Origin of the sequence: Caballeronia sp. NK8, from assembly GCF_018408855.1 — a bacterium.
Classification (GTDB): domain Bacteria; phylum Pseudomonadota; class Gammaproteobacteria; order Burkholderiales; family Burkholderiaceae; genus Caballeronia.
This window is the reverse complement of record NZ_AP024322.1, coordinates 771,946-793,428: the sequence shown is the minus strand read 5'-3', so window position 1 is coordinate 793,428 and position 21,483 is coordinate 771,946. Positions and strand designations below refer to the sequence as shown.

The 21,483-nt window shown below is 63.4% G+C and carries 26 protein-coding genes and 4 tRNA genes; 13 read left to right on the top strand and 17 right to left on the bottom strand.

Annotation, left to right across the window (positions count from 1 at the left end; genetic code table 11):
* Window positions 1–31: 31 nt before the first annotated feature.
* Complete coding sequence (gene greB / locus NK8_RS03730) at window positions 32–583, bottom strand: transcription elongation factor GreB (RefSeq protein ID WP_213227524.1); 552 nt, start codon at window positions 581–583, stop codon at window positions 32–34.
* A gap of 162 nt (window positions 584–745) precedes the next feature.
* Between greB and NK8_RS03725 the strand changes: the two genes are divergently transcribed.
* Window positions 746–822, top strand: a tRNA-Arg gene (locus NK8_RS03725).
* An 80-nt stretch (window positions 823–902) separates the two neighbouring features.
* Window positions 903–979: transfer RNA gene (locus NK8_RS03720), tRNA-Arg, on the top strand.
* Between the two features lie 65 nt (window positions 980–1,044).
* Here NK8_RS03720 and NK8_RS03715 read toward each other — a convergent pair.
* The 5 genes from NK8_RS03715 to NK8_RS03695 all read right to left on the bottom strand — a co-directional run bounded on the left by NK8_RS03715 (window position 1,045) and on the right by NK8_RS03695 (window position 5,963).
* Complete coding sequence (locus NK8_RS03715) at window positions 1,045–1,533, bottom strand: phage protein NinX family protein (protein ID WP_213227523.1); 489 nt, start codon at window positions 1,531–1,533, stop codon at window positions 1,045–1,047.
* Window positions 1,534–1,595: 62 nt separating this feature from the next.
* Window positions 1,596–3,926, bottom strand: a complete 2,331-nt coding sequence (locus NK8_RS03710; protein WP_225936235.1) for a bifunctional (p)ppGpp synthetase/guanosine-3',5'-bis(diphosphate) 3'-pyrophosphohydrolase — start codon at window positions 3,924–3,926, stop codon at window positions 1,596–1,598.
* Window positions 3,927–4,061: 135 nt separating this feature from the next.
* Window positions 4,062–4,265: a DNA-directed RNA polymerase subunit omega gene (gene rpoZ, locus NK8_RS03705; RefSeq protein WP_006999799.1), complete on the bottom strand. Its 204-nt coding sequence runs from the start codon at window positions 4,263–4,265 to the stop codon at window positions 4,062–4,064.
* Between the two features lie 69 nt (window positions 4,266–4,334).
* Window positions 4,335–5,009 carry a guanylate kinase gene (gene gmk / locus NK8_RS03700; protein WP_162065135.1) on the bottom strand — a complete coding sequence of 225 codons (675 nt, stop codon included), beginning with the start codon at window positions 5,007–5,009 and terminating at the stop codon, window positions 4,335–4,337.
* Between the two features lie 9 nt (window positions 5,010–5,018).
* Window positions 5,019–5,963 carry a YicC/YloC family endoribonuclease gene (locus NK8_RS03695; RefSeq protein ID WP_213227519.1) on the bottom strand — a complete coding sequence of 315 codons (945 nt, stop codon included), beginning with the start codon at window positions 5,961–5,963 and terminating at the stop codon, window positions 5,019–5,021.
* 270 nt (window positions 5,964–6,233) lie between these two features.
* Here NK8_RS03695 and rph point away from each other — a divergent pair, with 270 nt between their 5' ends.
* The 5 genes from rph to NK8_RS03670 all read left to right on the top strand — a co-directional run bounded on the left by rph (window position 6,234) and on the right by NK8_RS03670 (window position 10,157).
* On the top strand, window positions 6,234–6,974 hold the full coding sequence (rph, locus tag NK8_RS03690) for a ribonuclease PH (RefSeq protein WP_301549870.1): 741 nt from the start codon (window positions 6,234–6,236) through the stop codon (window positions 6,972–6,974).
* Window positions 6,967–7,584, top strand: coding sequence for an RdgB/HAM1 family non-canonical purine NTP pyrophosphatase (gene rdgB, locus NK8_RS03685; protein WP_213227517.1), 618 nt, complete (start codon window positions 6,967–6,969; stop codon window positions 7,582–7,584). The genes rph and rdgB overlap by 8 nt, the downstream gene beginning before the upstream one ends.
* On the top strand, window positions 7,581–8,804 hold the full coding sequence (gene hemW / locus NK8_RS03680; RefSeq protein WP_213227515.1) for a radical SAM family heme chaperone HemW: 1,224 nt from the start codon (window positions 7,581–7,583) through the stop codon (window positions 8,802–8,804). Before rdgB ends, hemW begins: the two co-directional genes overlap by 4 nt.
* A gap of 11 nt (window positions 8,805–8,815) precedes the next feature.
* Window positions 8,816–10,024 (top strand): MFS transporter, encoded by a 1,209-nt coding sequence (locus NK8_RS03675; RefSeq protein WP_213228473.1) that lies wholly within the window; start codon window positions 8,816–8,818, stop codon window positions 10,022–10,024.
* A 43-nt stretch (window positions 10,025–10,067) separates the two neighbouring features.
* A tRNA-Ser gene (locus NK8_RS03670) sits at window positions 10,068–10,157 on the top strand.
* A gap of 87 nt (window positions 10,158–10,244) precedes the next feature.
* On the opposite strand, the gene NK8_RS03665 is transcribed toward NK8_RS03670, so the two are convergent.
* Window positions 10,245–10,460 (bottom strand): hypothetical protein, encoded by a 216-nt coding sequence (locus tag NK8_RS03665; protein ID WP_213227513.1) that lies wholly within the window; start codon window positions 10,458–10,460, stop codon window positions 10,245–10,247.
* A 263-nt stretch (window positions 10,461–10,723) separates the two neighbouring features.
* On the opposite strand from NK8_RS03665, the gene NK8_RS03660 reads away from it, so the two are divergent.
* A complete protein-coding gene (locus tag NK8_RS03660; protein WP_213227511.1) occupies window positions 10,724–11,041 on the top strand; it encodes a hypothetical protein in 318 nt (105 codons plus the stop codon).
* A 12-nt stretch (window positions 11,042–11,053) separates the two neighbouring features.
* On the opposite strand, the gene NK8_RS03655 is transcribed toward NK8_RS03660, so the two are convergent.
* A complete protein-coding gene (locus NK8_RS03655; protein ID WP_213227509.1) occupies window positions 11,054–11,224 on the bottom strand; it encodes a hypothetical protein in 171 nt (56 codons plus the stop codon).
* A gap of 81 nt (window positions 11,225–11,305) precedes the next feature.
* A complete protein-coding gene (locus tag NK8_RS03650) occupies window positions 11,306–11,464 on the bottom strand; it encodes a hypothetical protein (protein WP_174257983.1) in 159 nt (52 codons plus the stop codon).
* A 140-nt stretch (window positions 11,465–11,604) separates the two neighbouring features.
* Between NK8_RS03650 and NK8_RS03645 the strand changes: the two genes are divergently transcribed.
* Together NK8_RS03645 and NK8_RS03640 are read left to right on the top strand one after the other, a co-directional pair.
* Entirely contained in the window at window positions 11,605–12,084 is a 480-nt protein-coding gene (locus tag NK8_RS03645) for a TonB family protein (protein ID WP_213227507.1), read from the top strand.
* A gap of 232 nt (window positions 12,085–12,316) precedes the next feature.
* Window positions 12,317–13,621: an MFS transporter gene (locus NK8_RS03640; protein ID WP_213227504.1), complete on the top strand. Its 1,305-nt coding sequence runs from the start codon at window positions 12,317–12,319 to the stop codon at window positions 13,619–13,621.
* 3 nt (window positions 13,622–13,624) lie between these two features.
* Here NK8_RS03640 and NK8_RS03635 read toward each other — a convergent pair whose 3' ends face one another.
* Window positions 13,625–14,815 carry an OpgC domain-containing protein gene (locus NK8_RS03635; protein WP_213227502.1) on the bottom strand — a complete coding sequence of 397 codons (1,191 nt, stop codon included), beginning with the start codon at window positions 14,813–14,815 and terminating at the stop codon, window positions 13,625–13,627.
* Between the two features lie 258 nt (window positions 14,816–15,073).
* Between NK8_RS03635 and NK8_RS03630 the strand changes: the two genes are divergently transcribed.
* Both NK8_RS03630 and NK8_RS03625 read left to right on the top strand, forming a co-directional pair.
* A complete protein-coding gene (locus tag NK8_RS03630) occupies window positions 15,074–15,253 on the top strand; it encodes a hypothetical protein (RefSeq protein WP_213227500.1) in 180 nt (59 codons plus the stop codon).
* Window positions 15,254–15,339: 86 nt separating this feature from the next.
* The gene (locus NK8_RS03625) at window positions 15,340–15,576 is read left to right on the top strand and encodes a hypothetical protein (RefSeq protein WP_213227498.1); all 237 of its coding nucleotides are present in this window, start codon (window positions 15,340–15,342) and stop codon (window positions 15,574–15,576) included.
* A gap of 76 nt (window positions 15,577–15,652) precedes the next feature.
* On the opposite strand, the gene minE is transcribed toward NK8_RS03625, so the two are convergent.
* The 5 genes from minE to map form a co-directional block, all read right to left on the bottom strand.
* Window positions 15,653–15,907, bottom strand: a complete 255-nt coding sequence (minE, locus tag NK8_RS03620; protein ID WP_016344622.1) for a cell division topological specificity factor MinE — start codon at window positions 15,905–15,907, stop codon at window positions 15,653–15,655.
* Between the two features lie 9 nt (window positions 15,908–15,916).
* A complete protein-coding gene (gene minD / locus NK8_RS03615; RefSeq protein WP_162065124.1) occupies window positions 15,917–16,732 on the bottom strand; it encodes a septum site-determining protein MinD in 816 nt (271 codons plus the stop codon).
* An 88-nt stretch (window positions 16,733–16,820) separates the two neighbouring features.
* A complete protein-coding gene (gene minC / locus NK8_RS03610; protein WP_213227496.1) occupies window positions 16,821–17,606 on the bottom strand; it encodes a septum site-determining protein MinC in 786 nt (261 codons plus the stop codon).
* A 154-nt stretch (window positions 17,607–17,760) separates the two neighbouring features.
* On the bottom strand, window positions 17,761–18,285 hold the full coding sequence (locus NK8_RS03605) for a GNAT family N-acetyltransferase (protein WP_213227494.1): 525 nt from the start codon (window positions 18,283–18,285) through the stop codon (window positions 17,761–17,763).
* Between the two features lie 170 nt (window positions 18,286–18,455).
* Complete coding sequence (map, locus tag NK8_RS03600) at window positions 18,456–19,238, bottom strand: type I methionyl aminopeptidase (RefSeq protein ID WP_213227492.1); 783 nt, start codon at window positions 19,236–19,238, stop codon at window positions 18,456–18,458.
* Between the two features lie 279 nt (window positions 19,239–19,517).
* Here map and NK8_RS03595 point away from each other — a divergent pair, with 279 nt between their 5' ends.
* On the top strand, window positions 19,518–19,847 hold the full coding sequence (locus tag NK8_RS03595) for a hypothetical protein (RefSeq protein WP_225936196.1): 330 nt from the start codon (window positions 19,518–19,520) through the stop codon (window positions 19,845–19,847).
* Between the two features lie 104 nt (window positions 19,848–19,951).
* On the opposite strand, the gene NK8_RS03590 is transcribed toward NK8_RS03595, so the two are convergent.
* Window positions 19,952–20,042: transfer RNA gene (locus NK8_RS03590), tRNA-Ser, on the bottom strand.
* A gap of 101 nt (window positions 20,043–20,143) precedes the next feature.
* Window positions 20,144–21,442, bottom strand: coding sequence for a serine--tRNA ligase (serS, locus tag NK8_RS03585; protein ID WP_213227490.1), 1,299 nt, complete (start codon window positions 21,440–21,442; stop codon window positions 20,144–20,146).
* Between the last annotated feature and the right edge of the window lie 41 nt (window positions 21,443–21,483).

Genomic DNA, 21,483 nt, shown 5'->3' with positions numbered 1-21,483 from the left:
TTCGTTCTTGCGACAGCGAATCAAAACCGGTTCACTGCAGATATCGGACGTCCAGGATATCGATCTGCTGCACGCCGGCCGGCGTGTGCAACGCGACCGTATCGCCGATCCTCGCCTTCAGGAGCGCCCGCGCGACCGGCGAGATCCAGCTCACGTAACCGCGGTCGAGATCCACCTCGTCCACGCCGACGATCGTCACCGTTTTCACGTCGCCGTCCTCGCCCGCATATTCCACCGTCGCGCCGAAGAACACCTGATCGACATTCTCCTGCCTGCTGCTGTCCACCACTTCCGCGAGATCGAGCCGCTTGGTCAGAAAACGGATGCGCCGGTCGATTTCGCGCAGCCGCCGCTTGCCGTAGATATAGTCGCCGTTCTCCGAGCGATCGCCGTTGGAGGCCGCCCACGAGACCAGCTTGACCACGTCCGGACGCTCGTTGTCGAGCAGCTGCAGGAGCTCGTCTCGCAGCCGCTGATGGCCGGCGGGCGTGATGTAATTCTTCGTGCCCGCCGGAACATCGGGATGGCCGAGTTCGAGGTCGTCGTCGGCGTCGTCCGACTCTTTGACAAATGCCTTGTTCATGGTGCGATACGCTGTCGATTTCCGGGAGTGAGCTGCTTTCGAAACAACAACTTACCACGCCTCGTGCCCTTCCCGCCGAGCGAATCGTCGAAGGAAAACCGATAATTTGGCCGAAACCCCTTCCTTTTCGGAACAGGCTTGGCTATAATTCCGCTTCTGCGTGCGGCTGTAGCTCAGTTGGATAGAGTACTTGGCTACGAACCAAGGGGTCGTGGGTTCGAATCCTGCCAGCCGCGCCACTTATTCTGATGTTTTCGCCCGCTGAAAGCATCAAGCGCTAACCATAGCGCAGCGAAGTACAAGCAGTACCGTTTTGCGTGCGGCTGTAGCTCAGTTGGATAGAGTACTTGGCTACGAACCAAGGGGTCGTGGGTTCGAATCCTGCCAGCCGCGCCATCTTTTGAAGGGCCTTCCATACGGAAGGCCCTTTTTGTTTGCCGCGCCGCTCACGCGCGCAGCGATCAACGCGGCGCCGAGCCGATATCGCCGATGTGCTTATCAGGCGATGGCACGTCTTCCACCGACGCCACCGCGCTCGACTCGCCGATCGCCTCCGCGCGCGCGCCGAGCAGCGATTGTGGACGGCGCAGAACTTCATCCTCGACAGCATCGCCGAACGCATGCCGCACGAACGCGCGCAGCAAGGCAATGCGCAGCGACGGTCCGCGCCCTTCGACCGGTTGCCCGTCCTTGCCGAAGGTGACGGTGCAGATCACCTCACCACGCCCGTGATCGTGCATCTCGAGCCGGCAGGCGCGCTCCAGCACGACCGACGCCGCTTCCCACGACGTCGACGGCAGGAAGCGCCCGTCCCACGGCTTGCCGCGGTCGTTGCCGCGTATCGAGAGCGTCTCGCCGCTATCGGTGAAGTGAATCTCGCGGATGAATTCGTGCAGCCCGCGCGCGACCCAATAGTCGAGCGTGGAGCCTTCGAGATCGGAAGTGTTCATTGCGGCGCTCTCTCCTGTTCGTCGAATGACGACAGGCATGCATGCCGCATACCCGCGCCGCGTCAGTAGTCGGCGCGCTCGCGGTCGATGCGCATGCCGCCGTCCTGATTGCGGTGATGCGGTTCGTCGCTGGGACGCTCGCGCGCGATGCGCATCACATCCGGATTGGTGCGCACACGGCGCATGACGTTCGCCAGATGCACGCGGTCGCTGACCTGGATCACGAAGCGCAGCATCTTCGCTTCCTGCGACACGTCCTCGTCCATCGCGATGTGCACGATGTTCGCGTCCGCCGACGTGATGTCGGCCGCGACACGCGCGAACACGCCCTTCGTGTTCTTCACGAGCACCTTGACGGCGACATCGAACAGACGCCCCGGCTGCGGCGCCCAGGCGACGTCGATCCAGCGGCCCGGATCGCGCCGGTGAATCCGTTGCGCGACGCGGCATTCGGTCGTGTGGATCGCCATGCCGAGCCCGATGCCGATGTAGCCCATGATGTCGTCGCCGGGAATCGGGCGGCAGCACGGCGACAATTGCACCGACATGCCTTCCGTGCCGGTGATGACGACAGGCGGCGCGGTATTGGTGTTGTGATGCTCGCGATGCGGATGATCTTCGTCGTCGGCGATGCCGTTCATCAGCACTTCGATGCGCTTGGCCATCACCGCCGCCACGCGCCGGCCGAGGCCGATGTCCGCGAAGATTTCCTGGCGCGTCTTGTTGCCGGTCCACTGCACGAGCCTTTCCCACACTTCCGGCGTGACGTCCGACAGCGCGAGGCCGTAGCCCTTGAGACTCTGATCGACGAGCCGCTCGCCCAGCTGGACGGACTCGTTCAGGCGCATCGTCTTGAGATAGTGACGGATCGCCGAGCGGGCCTTGCCGGTACGCACGAAGCCGAGCCACGCGGGATTCGGCTTCGAGTACGGCGCGGTGATCACTTCGACGATATCGCCGCTCTTCAGCTCCGTGCGCAACGGCAGGAGCTCGTTGTTGATCTTCACCGCGACGCACTGATTGCCGAGGTCGCTGTGGATCGAATACGCGAAGTCGAGCGCGGTCGCGCCGCGCGGCAGCGGCATGATCTTCGACTTCGGCGTGAATACATAGACCGCGTCCGGGAACAGGTCGATCTTGACGTGCTCGAGGAATTCGCTCGAATCGCCCGCTTCGCTCTGAATGTCCAGCAGCGACTTGAGCCACTGATGCGCGCGCTTCTGCACGTCGTTCAGATCTGCGCCGCCGTTCTTGTAGAGCCAGTGCGCCGCGACGCCCGCCTCGGCGATCTCGTGCATCTTGCGGGTGCGGATCTGGAACTCGATCGGCGCGCCGAACGGGCCGACCAGCGTGGTGTGCAACGACTGATAGCCATTCACCTTGGGTATGGCGATGTAGTCCTTGAACTTGCCCGGCACCGGCTTGTAGAGCGCGTGCAGCGCGCCGATGCACGTATAGCACTCGAGCGCGCTTTCGACGACCACGCGAAAGCCGTAGACATCGAGCACCTGCGAAAACGACAACTGCTTGTCGCGCATCTTCTTGTAGATGCTGTAGATCGTCTTCTCGCGGCCGGTGACTTCCGCGTTGATCTTCGCGTCCGCGATGGTGCGCTGCACCGCTTCGAGAATCTTGCCGACTACTTCACGCCGATTCCCGCGCGCGGCCTTCACGGCCTTTTCGAGCGTGGCGTAGCGGTTCGGATTGAAGTTCGCGAACGAAAGATCCTGCAGCTCGCGATACGTATTGTTCAGACCGAGCCGATGCGCGATCGGCGCGTAGATGTCCAGCGTCTCGCGCGCCACGCGCCGGCGTTTCTCCGGCGGCACCGCGCCGAGCGTGCGCATGTTGTGCAGCCGGTCGGCGAGCTTGACGAGAATGACGCGCACGTCGCGCGCCATCGCGAGCAGCATCTTGCGGAAGTTCTCCGCCTGCGCTTCCTCGCGATTGCGGAATTCCATCTTGTCCAGCTTGGACAAGCCGTCGACCAGTTCCGCGACCTTCGCGCCGAAGCGCTCCGCGATCTCGGTCTTGGTGACGCCCTGATCTTCGATCACGTCGTGCAGCAGGGCCGCCATGATCGATTGCGCGTCGAGCTTCCAGCCCGCGCAGATTTCCGCGACCGCGACGGGATGCGTGATGTACGGCTCACCGCTCTGGCGATACTGCCCGAGGTGCGCTTCGTCGCTGAAGTGGAACGCCGCCTTGACTTCCTTGATCTCTTCCGGAGTGATGTAGTTCGCGAGGCCGTTGGTCAGTTTCGCGATGGAAACGACGTCGTGCTTGCGCGGCTGCTCCGGCGTGGCGGTCGGCCCGAACAGATGGCGGAAGGACTGTTCGAGGACCGCGTCGATGTACTTGCGCGCCGCATGCGGCTTGTCCGCATCGAGCATCGAATCCTGATCGATTTCGAGGTCCGGATCCACGGCGGCGGAGATGGGCAATGGTGTCTGACTCATCTTCGCCTCCGTGGTGGTGTGACGCGCGTGGTCGTCGGTTGCGGGAATTGACGGGTAAAGCTGTTGCCCTTAAACGGGCACCTTCTTCAACATTTCGATGCCAACCTGGCCCGCGGCGATCTCGCGCAGCGCGACGACGGTCGGCTTGTCGCGGCTCTCGATCTTCGGCGTATGGCCTTGTGCGAGCTGACGCGCGCGATAGGTTGCCGCGAGCGCGAGCTCGAAGCGATTCGGGATTTGTTTCAGGCAGTCTTCGACAGTGATGCGGGCCATGTTTGCTTCCTTCTCAATATGGGTTTTATTCTACCTTATGTGACCGTACGACCCGGCCACTGCACTCCGTCAGACCTGCGGCGTGGAATGAATGCCGAGGTCCACGAAAAGCTGCGTATTGCGGGCGTATTGCGACGTGAAGCGCAGGCGCGTCGCGGCGACGAGACAGCGCAGTTCGTTGAGCGCGCGATCGAAGTTCTCGTTGATCACGACATACTCCGCTTCCGACGCATGCGCCATCTCGCTACCCGCCGCGAGCAGACGCCGCACGATCACTTTTTCGGAATCCTGGCCGCGTTTCTTGAGGCGGTCTTCGAGCGCATCGAGCGACGGCGGCAGAATGAAAATCTCCACCGCGTTGCGGAACTGCTTCTTCACCTGCTGCGCGCCTTGCCAGTCGATTTCGAGCAGCACGTCGTGGCCCTGCTTCATCTGGTCCGCGATCCACAGCTTCGAGGTGGCGTAGTAGTTGCCGTGCACTTCGGCGCTTTCGAGAAACTCGCCCTTTTCGCGCCGCTCCATGAATTCATCGACGGACACGAAGTGATACTGCACGCCGTTGGTTTCCTTCGAACGCGCTTCACGCGTCGTGTACGAAACCGACAGGAGAATGTCCTTGTCCTCGGCGAGCAGCGCGTTCACGAGCGTGGACTTGCCCGCGCCCGAAGGCGCGACCACCATGAACAGGTTACCCGGATAGATGCCCGTGTAGTGGCTATGCGAGCGGTGCGTAGTGTTCGGCATGATGTTGCGTTACTCCAGATTCTGTACTTGCTCGCGCATCTGTTCGATGAGCAGCTTGAGCGTCATCGATGCATCGGCGAGTTCCTTCGCGGCTGCCTTCGAGCCGAGCGTGTTCGCTTCGCGGTTGAGCTCCTGCATCATGAAGTCGAGCCGCTTGCCGACCTTGCCGCCCTTCTGCAGCACGTGACGCGTTTCGGAGAGATGCGCGGTGAGGCGCTGCAACTCTTCCGCGATGTCGATGCGGATGCCGTACATCGTCACTTCCTGACGGATGCGTTCGGCGATCTCCTCGCGCGGCACGCTGGTGGCCGTGGCGCCTTCGGAGGTCGCGATGCCGAGCGCGTCGTGCAGACGCTCGACGATCTTCTGCTGATGCTTCGCGATCAGTTCCGGCACGAGCGGCGTGATGCGCGCGACGATCGCTTCCATCTCCGTCACGTTCTCGATGAGCACGCGGCCGAGCGCCGCGCCTTCACGCGCGCGCACTTCGATGAGATCGGCAATGGCCTGCTTGCCGCATGCGAGCACGGCTTCGCGCAGCGTTTCCTGCGACACCGCGCTTTCCGCGAGCACGCCGGGCCAGCGCAGGATTTCGCCGGTACGCATGCGTTCGGAGTCGGGGAAGACGTCGAGCACGGCGCGCTCGAGCGCGGCGAGTTGCGTGAGCGCTTCGCGATTGAGCGCGCCCGCATTCGCCGTCTGCTCGACGCGATTCAGGTTGATGCGGATATCGACCTTGCCGCGCGAGAGCTTGTTCATCAGCATTTCGCGCAATTGCGGCTCGCTTGCGCGCACGTCTTCGGGCATGCGGAAATTCAGGTCGAGAAAGCGCGAATTCACCGTGCGCAATTCCACCGATACACCGACGCCCGAACCGCCCGCGCCATTGGGTCCGGCGCCATCCGCGACGACTTCGCGCGTCGCGCTGGCATAGCCTGTCATGCTGTAGATCATGGTACGTCTCGCGATTGAAACCTTCGTTGCGAAGGCCGTTTCGATACGAAGCGCCCGGCGCTCTCGAAGTGCGTTGGGAGTGGCACGCGTCTGGCCGCCGGGCGAGGAATCCGCATTATCCCATTTTTGACGGGAAGCCCGCCGATACGGCTTGCTCCGGCGCGTGCCATGCGCGCAACGCCGGCGGGTGATTGACGATAAAATCGCTCCATTCCGCGGGGTTTGCCCGTCCACTTCCAGTTTTCAACGTCCATGACCGACTCTCCCCTGCTGAAATCTTCTCCCCCGCGCCCGAGCGGCCGCCGCGCGAATCAACTGCGCGAGGTGCGTATCACGCGCAATTACACGAAGCATGCGGAAGGCTCGGTGCTCGTCGAATTCGGCGATACCAAGGTGATCTGCACGGCGAGCGTCGCCGAGCGCGTGCCGGAATTCCTGCGCGGACGCGAGCAAGGCTGGCTCACCGCGGAATACGGCATGCTGCCGCGCGCGACGCACACGCGCAGCGACCGCGAAGCCGCGCGCGGCAAGCAGACCGGCCGCACGCAGGAGATCCAGCGCCTGATCGGCCGCGCGCTGCGCTCGGTATTCGATCTCAACGCGCTCGGCGCGCGCACGCTGCATATCGATTGCGACGTGATCCAGGCGGACGGCGGCACGCGCACGGCGAGCATCACGGGCGCATTCGTCGCCGCGCACGATGCAGTCGGCAAACTGCTCGCGGCGGGCAAGATCGCGAAGACGCCGGTGAAGGACTTCGTCGCGGCGATCTCGGTCGGCGTCTTCGAGGGCTCGCCCGTGCTCGATCTCGACTACGACGAAGACTCGCAATGCGACACCGACATGAACGTCGTGATGACGGGCGCGGGCGGCTTCGTCGAAGTGCAGGGCACGGCGGAAGGCGCGCCGTTTTCGCGCGAGGAAATGAACGAGCTGATCGCGCTCGCCGACAGCGGCATCAAGGCGCTGATTCTGAAGCAGAAGGAAGCGCTGGAGATCAAAGGTGTCTGAAGCAACGGAGTTGGGCCGCGTCGTGCTCGCATCGAACAATGCGGGCAAGCTGCGCGAATTCGCGTCGCTGCTGGATGCGGCGGGCATCGAACTGATCGCGCAGGGCGAGCTCGGCGTGCCCGAAGCGCCCGAGCCGCACGCGACTTTCGTCGAGAACGCGCTGGCGAAGGCGCGGCACGCGTCGGCGCTCACCGGCCTGCCCGCGCTCGCCGACGATTCCGGCCTGTGCGTGCGCGCGTTGAATGGCGCGCCGGGCGTGTATTCGGCGCGCTATGCGTCGATGAACGGCGGCGAAAAGAGCGACGCGGCCAACAATGCGCGCCTCGTCGCCGATCTCGCCGGCGAGACCGATCGCCGTGCGTATTACTTCTGCGTGCTCGTGCTGGTGCGTCACGCGGACGATCCCGAGCCGCTCATCGCGGAAGGCCGCTGGCACGGCGAAGTGATCGATGCGCCGCGCGGCGCGAACGGCTTCGGCTACGACCCGCACTTTTTCCTGCCGACACTCAACGCGAGCGCCGCCGAGCTCGATCCCGCGCGCAAGAATGCGCTGAGTCATCGCGCGCTCGCGCTGCGTGATCTGCTGCAACGACTGAAGGAACTTGCGTGAGCGCCGGACCGAAGACCATCAACGTCGTGCAGGCTTTCACGTCGCCGGGGAGTATCCGGCTGACGTCGCTGCCGCCGCTCGCGCTGTACGTGCATTTCCCGTGGTGCGTGCGCAAGTGTCCGTACTGCGACTTCAACTCGCACGAATGGAAGGACGATACGTTCCCCGAGGAACGCTATCTCGACGCCTTGCGCGCCGATCTCGAAAGCGCGTTGCCGCTCGTGTGGGGACGGCAGGTGCATACCATCTTCATAGGCGGCGGCACGCCGTCGCTGTTGTCGGCGAAAGGCCTCGACCGGCTTCTTTCCGATGCGCGCGCGTTGCTGCCCATCGACGCCGACGCCGAAATCACGCTCGAAGCCAACCCCGGCACGTTTGAGGCCGCGAAGTTCGCGTCGTTCCGCGCGAGCGGGGTGAACCGCTTGTCGATCGGCATTCAGAGCTTCAACGAAGCGCATCTGAAGGCACTCGGCCGCATTCACGATGCGACGCAGGCACGTAAAGCCGTCGAGATCGCCGCGAAACACTTCGACAACTTCAATCTCGATCTGATGTTCGCGCTGCCGCAGCAGTCGCTCGACGAGTGCAGGCATGACATCGATACGGCGATTTCCTTCGCGCCGCCGCATCTGTCGCTGTATCACCTGACGATGGAGCCGAACACGGTCTTCGCCAAGTACCCGCCCGCCCTGCCCGACGACGACGCCTCCGCCGACATGCAGGACTGGATTCACGAGCGCACGCGCGATGCGGGCTACGCGCGCTATGAAGTGTCGGCGTATGCGAAGCCGCATCGCCAGAGCCGGCACAACCTCAATTACTGGCGTTTCGGCGATTACCTCGGCATCGGCGCGGGCGCGCATACGAAGCTGTCGTTTCCTTCCAAGATCCTGCGGCAGGCGCGCTTCAAGCATCCGGCGAGCTACATGGACCACGCGCTCTCACCCGCCGAAACCGCGATTCAGGAAGAACGCGAAGTCGGCCCGCGCGATCTGCCGTTCGAATTCATGCTGAATACGCTGCGGCTCGTCGAAGGCTTTCCGGTGCATTCGTTCATCGAGCGCACGGGGCTCGCGCTGTCGGCGATCGAGCCCGCGCTCGTCGAAGCGGAGAAGCGCGGCCTCATCACGCGCGACATCGAACGCATCGCGCCGACCGAGCTCGGGCAGCGCTTTCTCAACGATCTGCAGGAGCTGTTCTTGAAGGACCCGCAAAATTGAGCGCACCGACGATGGCGCCGGACTCGGTGATGCGGCATCGCCCGTTTGCGCTGTTCTGGACCGCGCGGGTGATGTCGTCGGTGGCGTTTCAGATGATGTCGGTCGCGATCGGATGGCAGGTCTATTCGATCACGCATAGCGCGTACGCGCTCGGTCTCGTCGGGCTCGCGCAGTTCGTGCCGATGTTCGTGCTGACGCTCGTCGTCGGGCACGTCGCGGATCGTTACGACAGGCGCACGATCGCGTATGTGTGCCAGTCGATCGAAGGCATCGCCGCGCTGGTGCTTTGTCTCGGCGCATGGCAGGGCTGGCACGATGTCGCGCCCATTTACGCGATCGCCGCCGTGACGGGCGCGGCGCGCGCGTTCGAATCGCCGTCGATGGCGGCGCTGCTGCCCAATCTCGTCGCGCGAAACCAGTTGCAGCATGCGAGCGCGTGGTCGACGTCCGCGAACCAGACCGCGCAGATTCTCGGCCCCGCGATGGGCGGCGTGCTCTACGGGCTCGGCGCGCTGACGGTGTACGGCGCGGTGACCGTCGCGTTTTTCGTCGCGGCGTGCGCGGTGGTCGGCATCAAAATCGATGAAGCCGTCCGCATGCGCGCGCCGTTGTCGTTCCGGGCGCTGTTTTCGGGCATCGGCTTCATTCGCAGCAAGCCGGTGATCCTCGGCGCGCTGTCGCTCGATCTCTTCGCGGTGCTGCTCGGCGGCGCGACCGCGCTCTTGCCTGTCTATGCGCGCGACATCCTGCACACGGGACCGTGGGGACTCGGGATTCTGCGCGCGGCGCCTGCCGCTGGCGCGCTCGCCGGATCGATCTGGCTTGCGCATTTTCCGTTGCGGCAGCGTGCTGGCACGGCGTTGTTCGGCGGCGTGATCGCATTCGGCATCGCGACGATCGTGTTCGGGCTGTCGCGCAATATCTATGTGTCGCTGGTCGCGCTCGCGACGTTGGGGGCGTCGGATGTGATCAGCGTGGTCGTGCGGATGTCGCTCGTGCAGTTGCAGACCCCCGATGAGATGCGCGGACGCGTCGGGGCGATCAATTCGCTCTTCATCGGGACGTCGAATCAGCTCGGCGAGTTCGAATCGGGGATGACGGCGGGATTGTTCGGCGCGGTCCCGGCGGTGCTGATCGGCGGGATTGGCACGATCGTCGTCGCGCTTTTGTGGATGCGTCTTTTTCCTGCGCTGAGGGCGACGAAATCGCTGGAAGGCTGAACTTCTGCCCGCCGAGGAGTTGCGCTACAATACGCGCCTTGCTGGAGGTGTGGCCGAGCGGTTTAAGGCACCGGTCTTGAAAACCGGCGAAGGAGCGATCCTTCCGTGAGTTCGAATCTCACCGCCTCCGCCAGCCCTCCTATGCCCGCTTGTCCGTAACGCCCTGATCTGCACGGCGCGCACCGCGCCAGGGGTCAGAGAACGGCCGACAACGCGCCGCCTATCGGTATTCGTCAATCTCGACGGTTCCATCGATCGCCTCCATCATGGCGCGAATGTCGTCGGGAACGTGACGGGTGATCAACGCGACGAACCCTAGCACCGACATACCGCTGCCACTTTGCGCGCCACGGAATGCGCGAGAGAGTGCTCGGCGCGAAGTCCTCTTCCTCACTTCGATATCCTGACAAATATCGTCGAGCAGCAACCACACCATACCGTTCCCCCGCAAATTCGGACAATACGCGTATGCAACGCATCGAGAGCCAAGTATCGTCGCCCTGCCTCCTTCCCGAGTTTCCCCATTCTCGTGCGTCGGAGGCCTTCAATGGGTAAGGTTGGACTTGGGCCTCGTTGCAATCGAGGCCATTTTTTCGTCCGTCGCCCAGTCGAACGCGCGTTTCGATGAAAATCGCTGTGAACACACCGGCCATCTCGCCATCTAACGGCCTCATCGATAACAAACGCGGAGAATCGCCCATGAAGTCAGGCCGCATCCTGCCCATCCTCTTCGGCTGCGTCGCCGCCGTAAGCCTGTCGGCGCATGCCCAGCCTCAGTCCAACGCGCAATGGCGCGCGACCGAAGCGACCCTCTTCGACCTGATTCAGAACGGATATGGAATCGTCGCGGTGACGAGCGTCGCCGCGCGCAGTTCAGGCTTGCCCGAAGACACCTATGTGCTTCAGAAAACCAATAGTGTCTATCGCTGCGTGGAAACACGCGCAGCCGAAACCGGCACGGTCCGGGCGACCGCGCCGATACGCTGCGCCGAACTCGTCAAACCCTATACCGACTGACTTTGACTGACATCAATTGTCATCGGATCTGACGGGCGGGCGGACGTGCGGAACCGGCTCCGCGCGTGCCGCGTCCTGCTTGGGCGCGGCACGTTTCGATTCGCTCTTCGGATGCGCGGCGGAAGCCGGTTGCTGTTGCCGCGCGGGCGCACCTGACGGCACCGGATGTGACTTGCGTGACATGGCGTTCTCCCGAAAATAGACGGGGACATCCCCCTGCTACCTTAGCACTGCCGCGCCCCCGCCGCACGCGTGCGGCGGGACTCAGCCGACCGGCGCTTCGCCCTCGCCCGATTGCTTGCCCGGCCTGTCGTTCGGACCTTGCTTGCGGTTTTCGTCGTCGCGCTCAGGCAGCTTGCTCTTCTCGTTGTCGCTGTGCTCGACAGGCTGCTCGCCTTCCGGATGATTCGTCTCGTTGCTCATGGCTTCCTCCCTCGGTGCTTTTGAATGCAAGGATCGTGAGCAAGCGCCGCGCCCGAACGCGCGCGACCACACGTTTTCTCCGCTTCGCTGCCTTTGCAGCGACTACTATTGAAGTAACGCCATCTTCATCGATGCCTGCGATGTCCGCGTCACGTTTCAGCCTCATCCTCATCGCGATCGTCGGCGCGCTCGCGATGAGCGCCTGCACGATCACGCCGCCGCCGAGCGTCGTGGCCGCGCGCACCGCCGCGCCTACCGTCGCCGGTCCGACGCTCGACGAATACAAGACGCGCATCGCCCAACGTATCTTCGAACGTAATCCGTCGCTCGTGCTCAAAGGCACGCCGCAGGCCATGCTGCGCTCGTTCGTGCTGGTCTCGTTCACGGTGGACCGTGGCGGACGGCTCGTCGAATCGTCGGTGTATCGCACCAATGGCGATGACGAAGCCGAAGCCACCGCGCTCGCCTCGCTGCGCCGCGCGTCGCCATTGCCCGCACCGCCCGCAAAGCTCCTGAACGGCAAGGGCCAACTGGAGCTTTTCGAAGGCTGGATGTTCAACGACAACGGCCAGTTCCAGTTGCAAACCTCGCATTCGCCGCAAGCCACGACCATCGATTGATTGGCGCTCGTCCGGCACGCTCGTTATAATTTTCGACACCCCTGCCGGACCCGCTTCCGGCGCGGCCTTCGCCGTGCGCTCACCCCGCGCGTCGCGCGAGAGGCCTCGTGCGCAGCCCACTGCGCCGCGACATCGCGCGCTACTCGCACGCGCCGTCGACTTCTGGCATGCCTGCCATTGCATCGCAATCCCTACAAAAAGCTGACGCGCACAACACGACAACGGAGACCCTATGTCCTCATCCTCGCTTTCCGCCGCCAAGCCCGGCGACGGATCTCAAAGCGCGTCTCGCGTGATCTTCGCGAGCTTCATCGGCACCGCGATCGAGTTCTACGACTTCTATGTCTATGCAACCGCCGCCGCGCTCGTCATCGGTCCGGTGTTCTTTCCGCACGACTCGCCCGCCGCGCAGGCGCTTTCCGCTTTCGTCACGTTCGGCATCGCGTTCTTCGCGCGCCCGATCGGCTCGTTTCTGTTCGGCCACTTCGGCGACCGTATCGGCCGCAAGTCGACGCTCGTCGCCTCGCTGCTGGTGATGGGCGTGTCGACCACGCTCATCGGCTTCGTGCCGGGCTACGATTCGATCGGCAGCCTCGCGCCGATCCTGCTGTGCGTGCTGCGCTTCGGGCAAGGCATCGGGCTCGGCGGCGAATGGGGCGGCGCGGCGCTGCTCGCGACCGAATACGCGCCGCAGGGCAAGCGCGGTCTGTTCGGCATGTTTCCGCAGCTCGGGCCGTCGATCGGCTTCCTCGCGTCGAACGGCCTCTTCTTCGGGCTCGCGCTTTCGCTCTCGGACGAGCAGTTTCGCAGCTGGGGCTGGCGCGTGCCGTTCCTCGTGAGCGCGGTGCTCGTCGCGCTTGGGCTTTACGTGCGCCTGAAGATCGCGGAGACGCCGGCGTTCCGCACGGCCGTCGAACGGCACGAACGCGTGAAGGTGCCGATCGCGACGCTGCTCGGCAGCCATCTCGTGCCGACACTGCTCGGCGCGTTCGCGATGGTCGTCTGCTACACGCTCTTCTACATCTCGACGGTCTTCTCGCTGTCCTACGGCGTCGCCAAGCTGCATTTCGCGCGCGAGACGTTCCTCGGCCTGCTGTGCTTCGCGGTGCTGTTCATGGCGATCGCCACGCCGATCTCCGCGATCGCGAGCGACCGCTTCGGCCGCAAGCCGGTGCTGATGGTCGGCTGCCTGCTCGCGATCCTCTCCGGCTTCGCGATGGCCCCGCTCCTCGGCAGCGGCGACACGATCAAGGTCGCGCTGTTCCTCACCATCGAACTGTTTCTGATGGGCGTCACGTTCGCACCGATGGGCGCGCTGCTGCCCGAACTGTTCCCGACCAACGTGCGTTACACGGGCGCGGGGGTCGCGTACAACCTCGGCGGGATTCTGGGCGCGTCGGTGGCGCCGTATATCGCGCAACTGCTCGCGAATCGCGGCGGGCTGACGTGGGTGGGCGGCTATGTGTCGGCGGCGGCGGCGGTGAGCCTGATCGCCGTGCTGTGCATGCGCGAGACGCGCAACATCACGCTGGAGTAGTATTCAGCGCTCGCGCCGACTGGCGGCGTGCACCGGCACCGGACGTGTTTCGATGACGGGCAACCGCGGCGGCGGAGTCTGCCGCTCGACGCCCTTCGCGCGCGCTGCTTTGGTGGCCTTGCGGTTGGCCCAGAAGCGCGCGAGCCACAGCAGGGTGGCGATCGCGATGCCATCCGCGATAAGCCCCAGAATCCAGTGCGACGGATAGCGGCCGAGGCCGAGCACGCCCATCGCGCGCAGCGCGGAATCCAGCACGAGCGACACGCACGTTCCCGCGATGAAGCACACGAGCCCCTGCTGCCCGATCGTCACGATGCCCGGCAGCTTGCGCGCGAGCTGGCCGACCCATCCTGCATGGACGCCGCGCGCGACGACCCAGGCGATCGCCGCAAAGCTGACGATGCGCAGCGTCGCGAGGTTCTGCTTCATGTATCCCGGCGGCGCCTGGGTTTCGAGGAAAAGCTTGTAGAACGCGAACGTGAGCGCGACGCCGATGGCGCCCGCGGTCAGCCAGCGCGCGATCCTGCCCGCGTGGAATTCGCCGCTGATCGGCTGGACGCGCGCCAGTATGCCGGTCATGAACATCAGCTGCCAGGCGAACGGATTGAACGACCACGCCTCGCCGTAGGTGCCCGGCAGGAAGCGCAGGAGCGGCATGGCGGCGAGCCACACGAGCAGGCTGCCGAACATCGCGACGACAGGCTTCTTCTGCGCGAGCGGCACTATCACCGGCACGGCGAGCGCGAACACGGAATACATCGGCAGCACGGCGGACAGATACGGCTGCTGACGCAGCAACGCGATATCGACGGTCAGGCCGAACGGACGCTCGAGGAAATTCGGCCATTCGGTGTACTGGACCATCGGCGTGTCGACCTTCAGGGCCATCAAAAGCGCGCCGCCGATCAGCATCAGGAACGCCGTGAACAGGTACGCGCGATAGATTTCCCAACTGCGTTTGAAAAAGCGTCGGCGAGCGGCTGAATCGCTACGGCGAGTCGCAAGCGCCGTAAAAGCCGCCGCCGACGCATAACCTCCGAGAAACACGAATACCTCAGCGGAATCACAGAATGCGTATTGATGCAGCGTAAAGCGCGAAAGCACACTTCCCGTTATATGGTCGACCGCGATAATGAGCAGCACGATTCCTCGAAAGAAATCGACTTCGAGAGAACGTGTCGTCGGGGAAGTCATTGGCGAATGCTCCACGAGCCTGCGGTTCGGCGCGCTGCCGGGCTGGCTCGCGCACATACGGGGTTTGTACCTAGTCTAGAAAGAAAATTCCGTGAATCAACGAGTATTTAAATTAACACTCGATGGCAGTCGGCAAGCTGGCGGCAAAATGACTTTTTTGTCCGCTTTCCAGTAAATATGCCACTGCCTATACTCGAAACAAGTTCGACAAAAACCGCCGCGCGGAAAGTAATGCCGCGAATGAAAAAGGAGGCCGCCATGCGCATTTATCTGGAGAGTTCGCATCTGGTCGCGATCGTGGCCATCGCGCTTGTGACGGCTTTGCTGCTCGCCGTGAAATTCCGTCCCGCGACGTGGCGCGGCGTGCTGTTCGAAGCGGTCATCGCGAACGTCGGCGCGATTGTCGCGGTGCTCGCATTCGAAGTCCTGACAGCCTGAGACGGCCGCCCGGCTTCCCACAGCGAACCTACAAAAAATTTTCAACGTGGTTGAACTTTCCTTGGAACGGACACTCTGAGCAGGTAATGCGGTTCGTGCAGCTGGTGGTCATTGCTGGGCGAATTGCTCTCTTCTCCTCTCCGTTCCTGCTTCTGGCGGGAGCGTTTCCTGGGCGCCCGGCGAAAGCCTCGCGCCTGTTCTTTTTTCTGGCTCCCGCAATCATCCGTGCCGACGCATCGAACCGATGCGAACAGCGCTCGCGCATCGCCCGAGCCGAGCGCGCAAACGATAGCGCGCACAACAAAAAAGCCAGAATCACCTGATTCTGGCTTTCGCTTTTTTCTCAGCGGCACGCGCCCGGCCCTGACCGGACGCGGCGCCGCGCGCTGACGTTCGTTACTACGCCTGCGGAATCTCGATCTTCACTTCAAGCACTTCGAGGTCGTCCTGACGTTCGAGGCTGACTCGAATATCGTCATCGGAAATCTTCACGTACTTCGAAATCACGGCAACCAGTTCCCGTTGCAACGCCGGCAGATAATCGGCGGCGGCTCTGCCACCCGCGCGCTCGTGCGCAATGATCAACTGCAAGCGTTCCTTCGCGACCGAAGCGGACTTTTTTTTCTCGCCCAGCAAAAACGAAAGAATCGACATTGCGTCCCCTTACTTGGTGCCGAAGATACGTTGCAGCAGACCTGGCTTCTGATAATCGGTGAAGCGCAGCGCCTTTTCTTCTCCGAGGAAGCGCGACACCACGTCCTTGTACGATTCGGCGACATCCGTGCCGTCCAGATGCACCGCCGGCAAACCCTGATTCGATGCATGCAGCACCGCTTCCGATTCCGGAATCACGCCGATCAGATCGATGCGCAGGATTTCCTGGATGTCCGAGAGCGACAGCATCTCGCCCTCGCTCACGCGCTTCGGGTTGTAGCGCGTGATGAGCAGATGCTCCTTCACCGGCTCCTTGCCTTCGACCGCGCGCTTGGTCTTCGACGACAGAATGCCGAGAATGCGATCCGAGTCGCGCACGGACGACACTTCAGGATTCGTCACGATGAGCGCTTCGTCGGCGAAGTGCATCGCCATCAACGCGCCGGATTCGATACCCGCCGGCGAGTCGCAGATGATGTACTCGAAGTCCATCTTGATCAGTTCGTTGATGACCTTCTCGACGCCTTCGAGCGTGAGCGCATCTTTATCGCGCGTCTGCGATGCCGGCAGGATGAAGAGGTTCTCGCACTTCTTGTCCTTGATGAGCGCCTGATGCAGGTTCGCTTCGCCCTGAATGACGTTGATGAGGTCGTACACCACGCGGCGTTCGCAACCCATGATGAGGTCGAGATTGCGCAGACCGACGTCGAAGTCGATCACGGCCGTCTTGTGGCCGCGCAATGCGAGCGCCGATGCGAAGCTCGCGCTGGTGGTCGTCTTGCCGACGCCGCCCTTCCCCGAAGTCACCACAATGATTTTTGCCATACAAGTACCTTGTGTTCGTCAATAGGTCCGCTCGCGGTGCTGCCGAGCGCGCGCCAGGGGCATCGGGCGCGCGAGTCGATCCGACCCGTCAGGTCAGCCGCAGCGGTTCGATCATGAGTTTTTCTTCGTTCAGCCAGATCTGCACTGGCTTACTGAGCACGTCGGCCGGCAGCGGGTTCTCGGTCGTTCGATAGATGCCCGCGATGGAGATGAGTTCCGGCTCGAGACACGTGCAGAAGATCCGCGCGTCGAGATTGCCGTGCACGCCCGCGAGCGCGCGGCCACGCAACGGCGCATAGATATGGATATTGCCTTCCGCGATCACCTCGGCCCCATACGACACGAGACCGAGCACGATGAGATCGCCCTTCGCGTAGACCTGCTGGCCCGAGCGCAGCGGCCGGTCGATGATGGTCGCGGGCGCGGGCAGCGCCGCGGGCGCGGGCGCCTTCGCAACGGCCGCTTCGATCACGGCGGCGGCTTCGGTGTTCGGCTTCGCTTCGTCGACGGAGGGCTTCGGCGCGCCGCGCCGGTCGCGCGCTTCGAGCACCGGCAGGCCGCCTTCGTTCGCCCATTGGATCGCCCACGTCTGCGCGGGCAGCGCGACGATGCCGATTGGCCGCATACGTACGATCTTCAGCAAGGTCTCGAGTTCCGCGAGCGACACGCGCTCGCCTTCGCCGCCCTTCGCGGCATCAGCCAGACGGCGCACGTCGATGGCGACGACGTCGCCCGCGAAGAATTCGGGAGTCGCTTCGAAGCGCCGCGTGAGTTCGGTACGCAGGGCGTCGAGGTCGGGAGTCTTGACGACGAAGAGAAGCGTGTCGACGGAGCCGCTGCGCAGTTCAAAGAAGGGCGTTTTGTTGAGCGACATAGGAACGGCCAAAAATTTTGCGTATTTTACAGGCGTTGTCGCACACGGCCATAATTTTTAGGACCGATTTCGGCGATCGGAAACGAGGAACGTGTGCCGCGCGTACGCACGGGATGCGCGCGGGAAGCGAGGACGGAGCTCGAAGTTACGTGCGTCAGGCGTGATGTTCGGAGTGCATGTGGCGCACGTAGAGCGACTCGGCTTCCTGCTCGTGCGAAGGCATTGCGCGGCGATCGCCGGTAGGGCCGAAATGAAGGCGCTCGTAGAAGCGCATCGCGGTGCGGTTTTCCTCGGAGATCCACGCATGCACTTCGGCGGCGCCCTGCTCCGCGAGCCATTGCGATGCAGCGTTCACGAGCAGCTCGCCGCCGCGCAGATGCCGCACCGCGGGCGCGACCCACAGCGCGCTCACGAACGCGCGCGCGTTCGGCGCCTCTTCGATGTAGGCGTGCACGAGACCGCAGGGATGACCTTCCGTGTAGAGCAGAAACGTCGCGAGCCGGGGGGAATTCGCGTGCAGCTCGGCGGTTGCGTCGAACGACGACGGCTCGACGAGCAGCGCATCTTCCAACGTCTCGCCGAATGCATACGGCGCTTCGCGCAGCGATGCCGTGCGAAGCTCACGCAGCACGAAACCTTGTTGCGCGGCGATGCGGCTGACGGTCAATGAGGGACTCATGCGGGCTATTTCTCTCTGGCTTTCAGGCTCATGCGCGTGCGGCTCTGTCGGCCGGTCCGGCGCGTGGACCACTCATATAGCTTCAACCGAACGGGCGTACCCGTCAATTCATAAATCCGGGAAAGTGCTTTACAGCGCACACGACGCGGCCCAAAGCGGCGAATGCGCGCTCATGGCGCCGCATAACTGCCCGTGCCGTCGGGCCACGGCGTGAGCAACTCGAAGCCTTCATCGGTGACGGCGACCATGTGCTCCCATTGCGCGGAAAGCGAGCGGTCCTTGGTCGTCACGGTCCAGCCGTCGCGCGATTGCTGCGTGGCCGCGCGGCCCGCGTTGATCATCGGCTCGATGGTGAACACGAGGCCGGGCTTCAGACGCAGGCCCGCGCCGCGCTGACCGTAGTGCAGCACTTGCGGGTCTTCGTGATACACGCGGCCGATGCCGTGGCCGCAGTACTCGCGCACCACGGAGAAGCCTTCCCGATGCGCGACGCTCTGAATGGCCGCGCCGACATCGCCGAGCGTCGCGCCCGGGCGCACTTCGCGGATGCCCGCGATCATGGCTTCGTAGGTCGTTTCGGTGAGGCGGCGCGCTTCGGCGCTCGGCGTGCCGGCGTAATACATACGGCTCGTGTCGCCGTAGTAGCCGTCCTTGATGATCGCGACATCGATGTTGATGATGTCGCCGTCCTTCAGTTCTTTCGGCCCGGGAATGCCGTGGCACACGACATGATTCACCGAGGTGCAGACCGTCTTCGGAAAACCCATGTAGCCGACGTTGGCGGGAATGGCCTTCAGTTCGTCGACGATGAAGCGATTGCAGATGGCGTCGAGTTCATCCGTGGTGACGCCCGGACGGACGTGTTCGGCGATCATCGCGAGGACTTGGGCGGCCATGCGGCCGGAGATGCGCAACTTTTCGATGTCGGCGGGGGTCTTGAGCGTGATGGCCATTGAGCAATGCGAATGGGTTCGTGCCGGATGCGTGCTGCCCGCGCGTGCGCTTTCGCCGGTGTTTCAGGCAGGCCGCGCGCGAGGACAATGGGGCCGATGATAGCACTCCCGAGCGGCGTCGCCGCTTGGAGAGCCGCTTGGGCGCTGCATTTCGACGCTTCGTGTGCGCTCTACCGAACGCGAAGCGAACGGCGCTCGCCCTTGTGATGAAAGCGTGTTTGTGTTTTAGTGGCGCGAATTCGAACTTGCCGGAACGCTATGACCTTGCATCGATTTGCCTTGATTTCCGCTGTACTTTCGAGCGCCGCCGCCCTCGTCGCCTGCAGTTCGACGAGCGATCCCGAGCTGCGCGCGTCGAAGCCCGTGATCCACGTTTCGTCGGCGCGGCCTGCGTCGGATATATCGAGTTGTCTGCAACGCATGATTCCGTCCGCGCAGACGAGGCGCGCTCAAGGGACGACCGAATTGCTGGTCGGATCGAACGCGTGGCTCGTGACGCTCACGCCTTCGGCGTATGGATCGATCGTGAAGGTGCAGCAGTCGTCGAGCGACGATGGCGGTGTGCCGGAGCCGGAACTGCGCTTCGATATCGCGCGTTGTACGACTTGACGCTGTCGCTCCGCTTCATCGAAGCGGAGCGACGAATTGAAGCCGAAACTCGAAGCCCAAAAGCAAAACCCCGCAGTCTCACGACATGCGGGGTTTCAGTATTTTGGCGGAGAGGGTGGGATTCGAACCCACGGTACGGGAAAACCGTACGCCTGATTTCGAGTCAGGTACATTCGACCACTCTGCCACCTCTCCGTCTACCCTTTCGGGTCTTCGTGAACTGGTCGTTGCTCAACGAAGAACGAAAGTATATCGAACCCTTTCGTGCTTTCCAAGCCCCTTTTTGAAAATAAACGTCACACTACTGCGGAAACTTCGATTCTTTCCGCACCGCGCATATACGGACGCAACACGGCCGGAATCGTCACCGAGCCGTCCGCATTCTGGAAGTTCTCCAGCACCGCGACGAGCGTACGGCCGACCGCCAGACCCGAACCGTTCAGCGTATGCACGAACTCCGGCTTGCCCTGCGCATTGCGGAAGCGCGCCTGCATGCGACGCGCCTGGAACGCCTCGGTGTTCGAGCAGCTCGAAATCTCGCGATACGTGTTCTGCGCCGGCAGCCACACTTCGAGATCGAACGTCTTCGCCGCCGAAAAGCCCATGTCGCCCGTGCACAGCGTGATCACGCGATACGGCAGTTCCAGCTTCTGCAGAATCGTCTCCGCCTGCCCGACCATCTCGTCGAGCGCGGCATAGGAATGCTCCGGCGACACGACCTGCACCATCTCGACCTTGTCGAATTGATGCTGGCGGATCAGGCCGCGCGTATCGCGCCCGTACGAGCCCGCTTCCGAGCGGAAGCACGGCGAATGCGCGGTGAGCTTGACCGGCAGCGCATCCGCTTCGAGGATGCTGTCGCGCACGGTATTCGTGAGCGAAATCTCCGAGGTCGAAATGAGGTACTGCGTGACCGTGTTCTCGTCGCCGCCCTTTTCGACGCGGAACATGTCGTCGGCGAACTTGGGCAACTGGCCCGTGCCGTAGAGAATCTCCGGATTCACGATGTACGGCGTGTACGCCTCGGTATAACCGTGCTGTTCCGTGTGCGTGTCGATCATGAACTGCGCGAGCGCGCGATGCAGCCGCGCGATCTGTCCGCGCAGCAGCGTGAAGCGCGCGCCCGAGAGCTTCGCGCCGGTTTCGAAGTCGAGGCCGAGCGGCGCGCCGACATCGACGTGATCGCGGACTTCGAAGTCGAACGCGCGCGGCGTGCCCCAGCGCCGCACTTCGACGTTCTGCGTCTCGTCGTTGCCGACCGGCACGCTTTCGTGCGGCAGGTTCGGCACCGTCAGCATCAGATCGGACAGCCGCTTCTGCACATCGTCCAGCTTCGCCGCCGATTCCTTCATCGTGTCGCCGATGCCGCCCACTTCCGCCATCACCGCCGACGTGTCCTCGCCGCGCCCCTTCATCGCGCCGATCTGTTTCGACAGGCTGTTGCGGCGCGCCTGCAGTTCTTCGGTGCGGGTCTGGATCTCGCGGCGCTCGGTTTCGAGCGCGGCAAAGGCGGCGACGTCGAGCGCGTAGCCTCGATCGGCGAGGCGCTTCGCAACGCCGTCCAGGTCTTTGCGGAGGGTTTGGATGTCGAGCATGGCGGGGGCTGCTTTGTTAAGTAATCGGAAACGCTGATTTT

Bases quoted from the DNA above. Each gene is read 5' to 3' on its own strand.
- minE (WP_016344622.1), bottom strand. From the start codon at position 15,907: ATGTCGATTCTTTCGTTTTTGCTGGGCGAGAAAAAAAAGTCCGCTTCG.
- NK8_RS03675 (WP_213228473.1), top strand. From the start codon at position 8,816: ATGGCGCCGGACTCGGTGATGCGGCATCGCCCGTTTGCGCTGTTCTGG.
- NK8_RS03625 (WP_213227498.1), top strand. From the start codon at position 15,340: ATGCGGTTCGTGCAGCTGGTGGTCATTGCTGGGCGAATTGCTCTCTTC.
- NK8_RS03695 (WP_213227519.1), bottom strand. From the start codon at position 5,963: ATGATCTACAGCATGACAGGCTATGCCAGCGCGACGCGCGAAGTCGTC.
- serS (WP_213227490.1), bottom strand. From the start codon at position 21,442: ATGCTCGACATCCAAACCCTCCGCAAAGACCTGGACGGCGTTGCGAAG.
- NK8_RS03605 (WP_213227494.1), bottom strand. From the start codon at position 18,285: ATGAGTCCCTCATTGACCGTCAGCCGCATCGCCGCGCAACAAGGTTTC.
- greB (WP_213227524.1), bottom strand. From the start codon at position 583: ATGAACAAGGCATTTGTCAAAGAGTCGGACGACGCCGACGACGACCTC.
- NK8_RS03655 (WP_213227509.1), bottom strand. From the start codon at position 11,224: ATGTCACGCAAGTCACATCCGGTGCCGTCAGGTGCGCCCGCGCGGCAA.
- NK8_RS03660 (WP_213227511.1), top strand. From the start codon at position 10,724: ATGAAGTCAGGCCGCATCCTGCCCATCCTCTTCGGCTGCGTCGCCGCC.
- NK8_RS03650 (WP_174257983.1), bottom strand. From the start codon at position 11,464: ATGAGCAACGAGACGAATCATCCGGAAGGCGAGCAGCCTGTCGAGCAC.
- minD (WP_162065124.1), bottom strand. From the start codon at position 16,732: ATGGCAAAAATCATTGTGGTGACTTCGGGGAAGGGCGGCGTCGGCAAG.
- gmk (WP_162065135.1), bottom strand. From the start codon at position 5,009: ATGCCGAACACTACGCACCGCTCGCATAGCCACTACACGGGCATCTAT.
- map (WP_213227492.1), bottom strand. From the start codon at position 19,238: ATGGCCATCACGCTCAAGACCCCCGCCGACATCGAAAAGTTGCGCATC.
- NK8_RS03645 (WP_213227507.1), top strand. From the start codon at position 11,605: ATGTCCGCGTCACGTTTCAGCCTCATCCTCATCGCGATCGTCGGCGCG.
- NK8_RS03710 (WP_225936235.1), bottom strand. From the start codon at position 3,926: ATGCTCGATGCGGACAAGCCGCATGCGGCGCGCAAGTACATCGACGCG.
- NK8_RS03715 (WP_213227523.1), bottom strand. From the start codon at position 1,533: ATGAACACTTCCGATCTCGAAGGCTCCACGCTCGACTATTGGGTCGCG.
- minC (WP_213227496.1), bottom strand. From the start codon at position 17,606: ATGTCGCTCAACAAAACGCCCTTCTTTGAACTGCGCAGCGGCTCCGTC.
- NK8_RS03665 (WP_213227513.1), bottom strand. From the start codon at position 10,460: ATGGTGTGGTTGCTGCTCGACGATATTTGTCAGGATATCGAAGTGAGG.
- NK8_RS03640 (WP_213227504.1), top strand. From the start codon at position 12,317: ATGTCCTCATCCTCGCTTTCCGCCGCCAAGCCCGGCGACGGATCTCAA.
- rpoZ (WP_006999799.1), bottom strand. From the start codon at position 4,265: ATGGCCCGCATCACTGTCGAAGACTGCCTGAAACAAATCCCGAATCGC.
- NK8_RS03630 (WP_213227500.1), top strand. From the start codon at position 15,074: ATGCGCATTTATCTGGAGAGTTCGCATCTGGTCGCGATCGTGGCCATC.
- NK8_RS03635 (WP_213227502.1), bottom strand. From the start codon at position 14,815: ATGACTTCCCCGACGACACGTTCTCTCGAAGTCGATTTCTTTCGAGGA.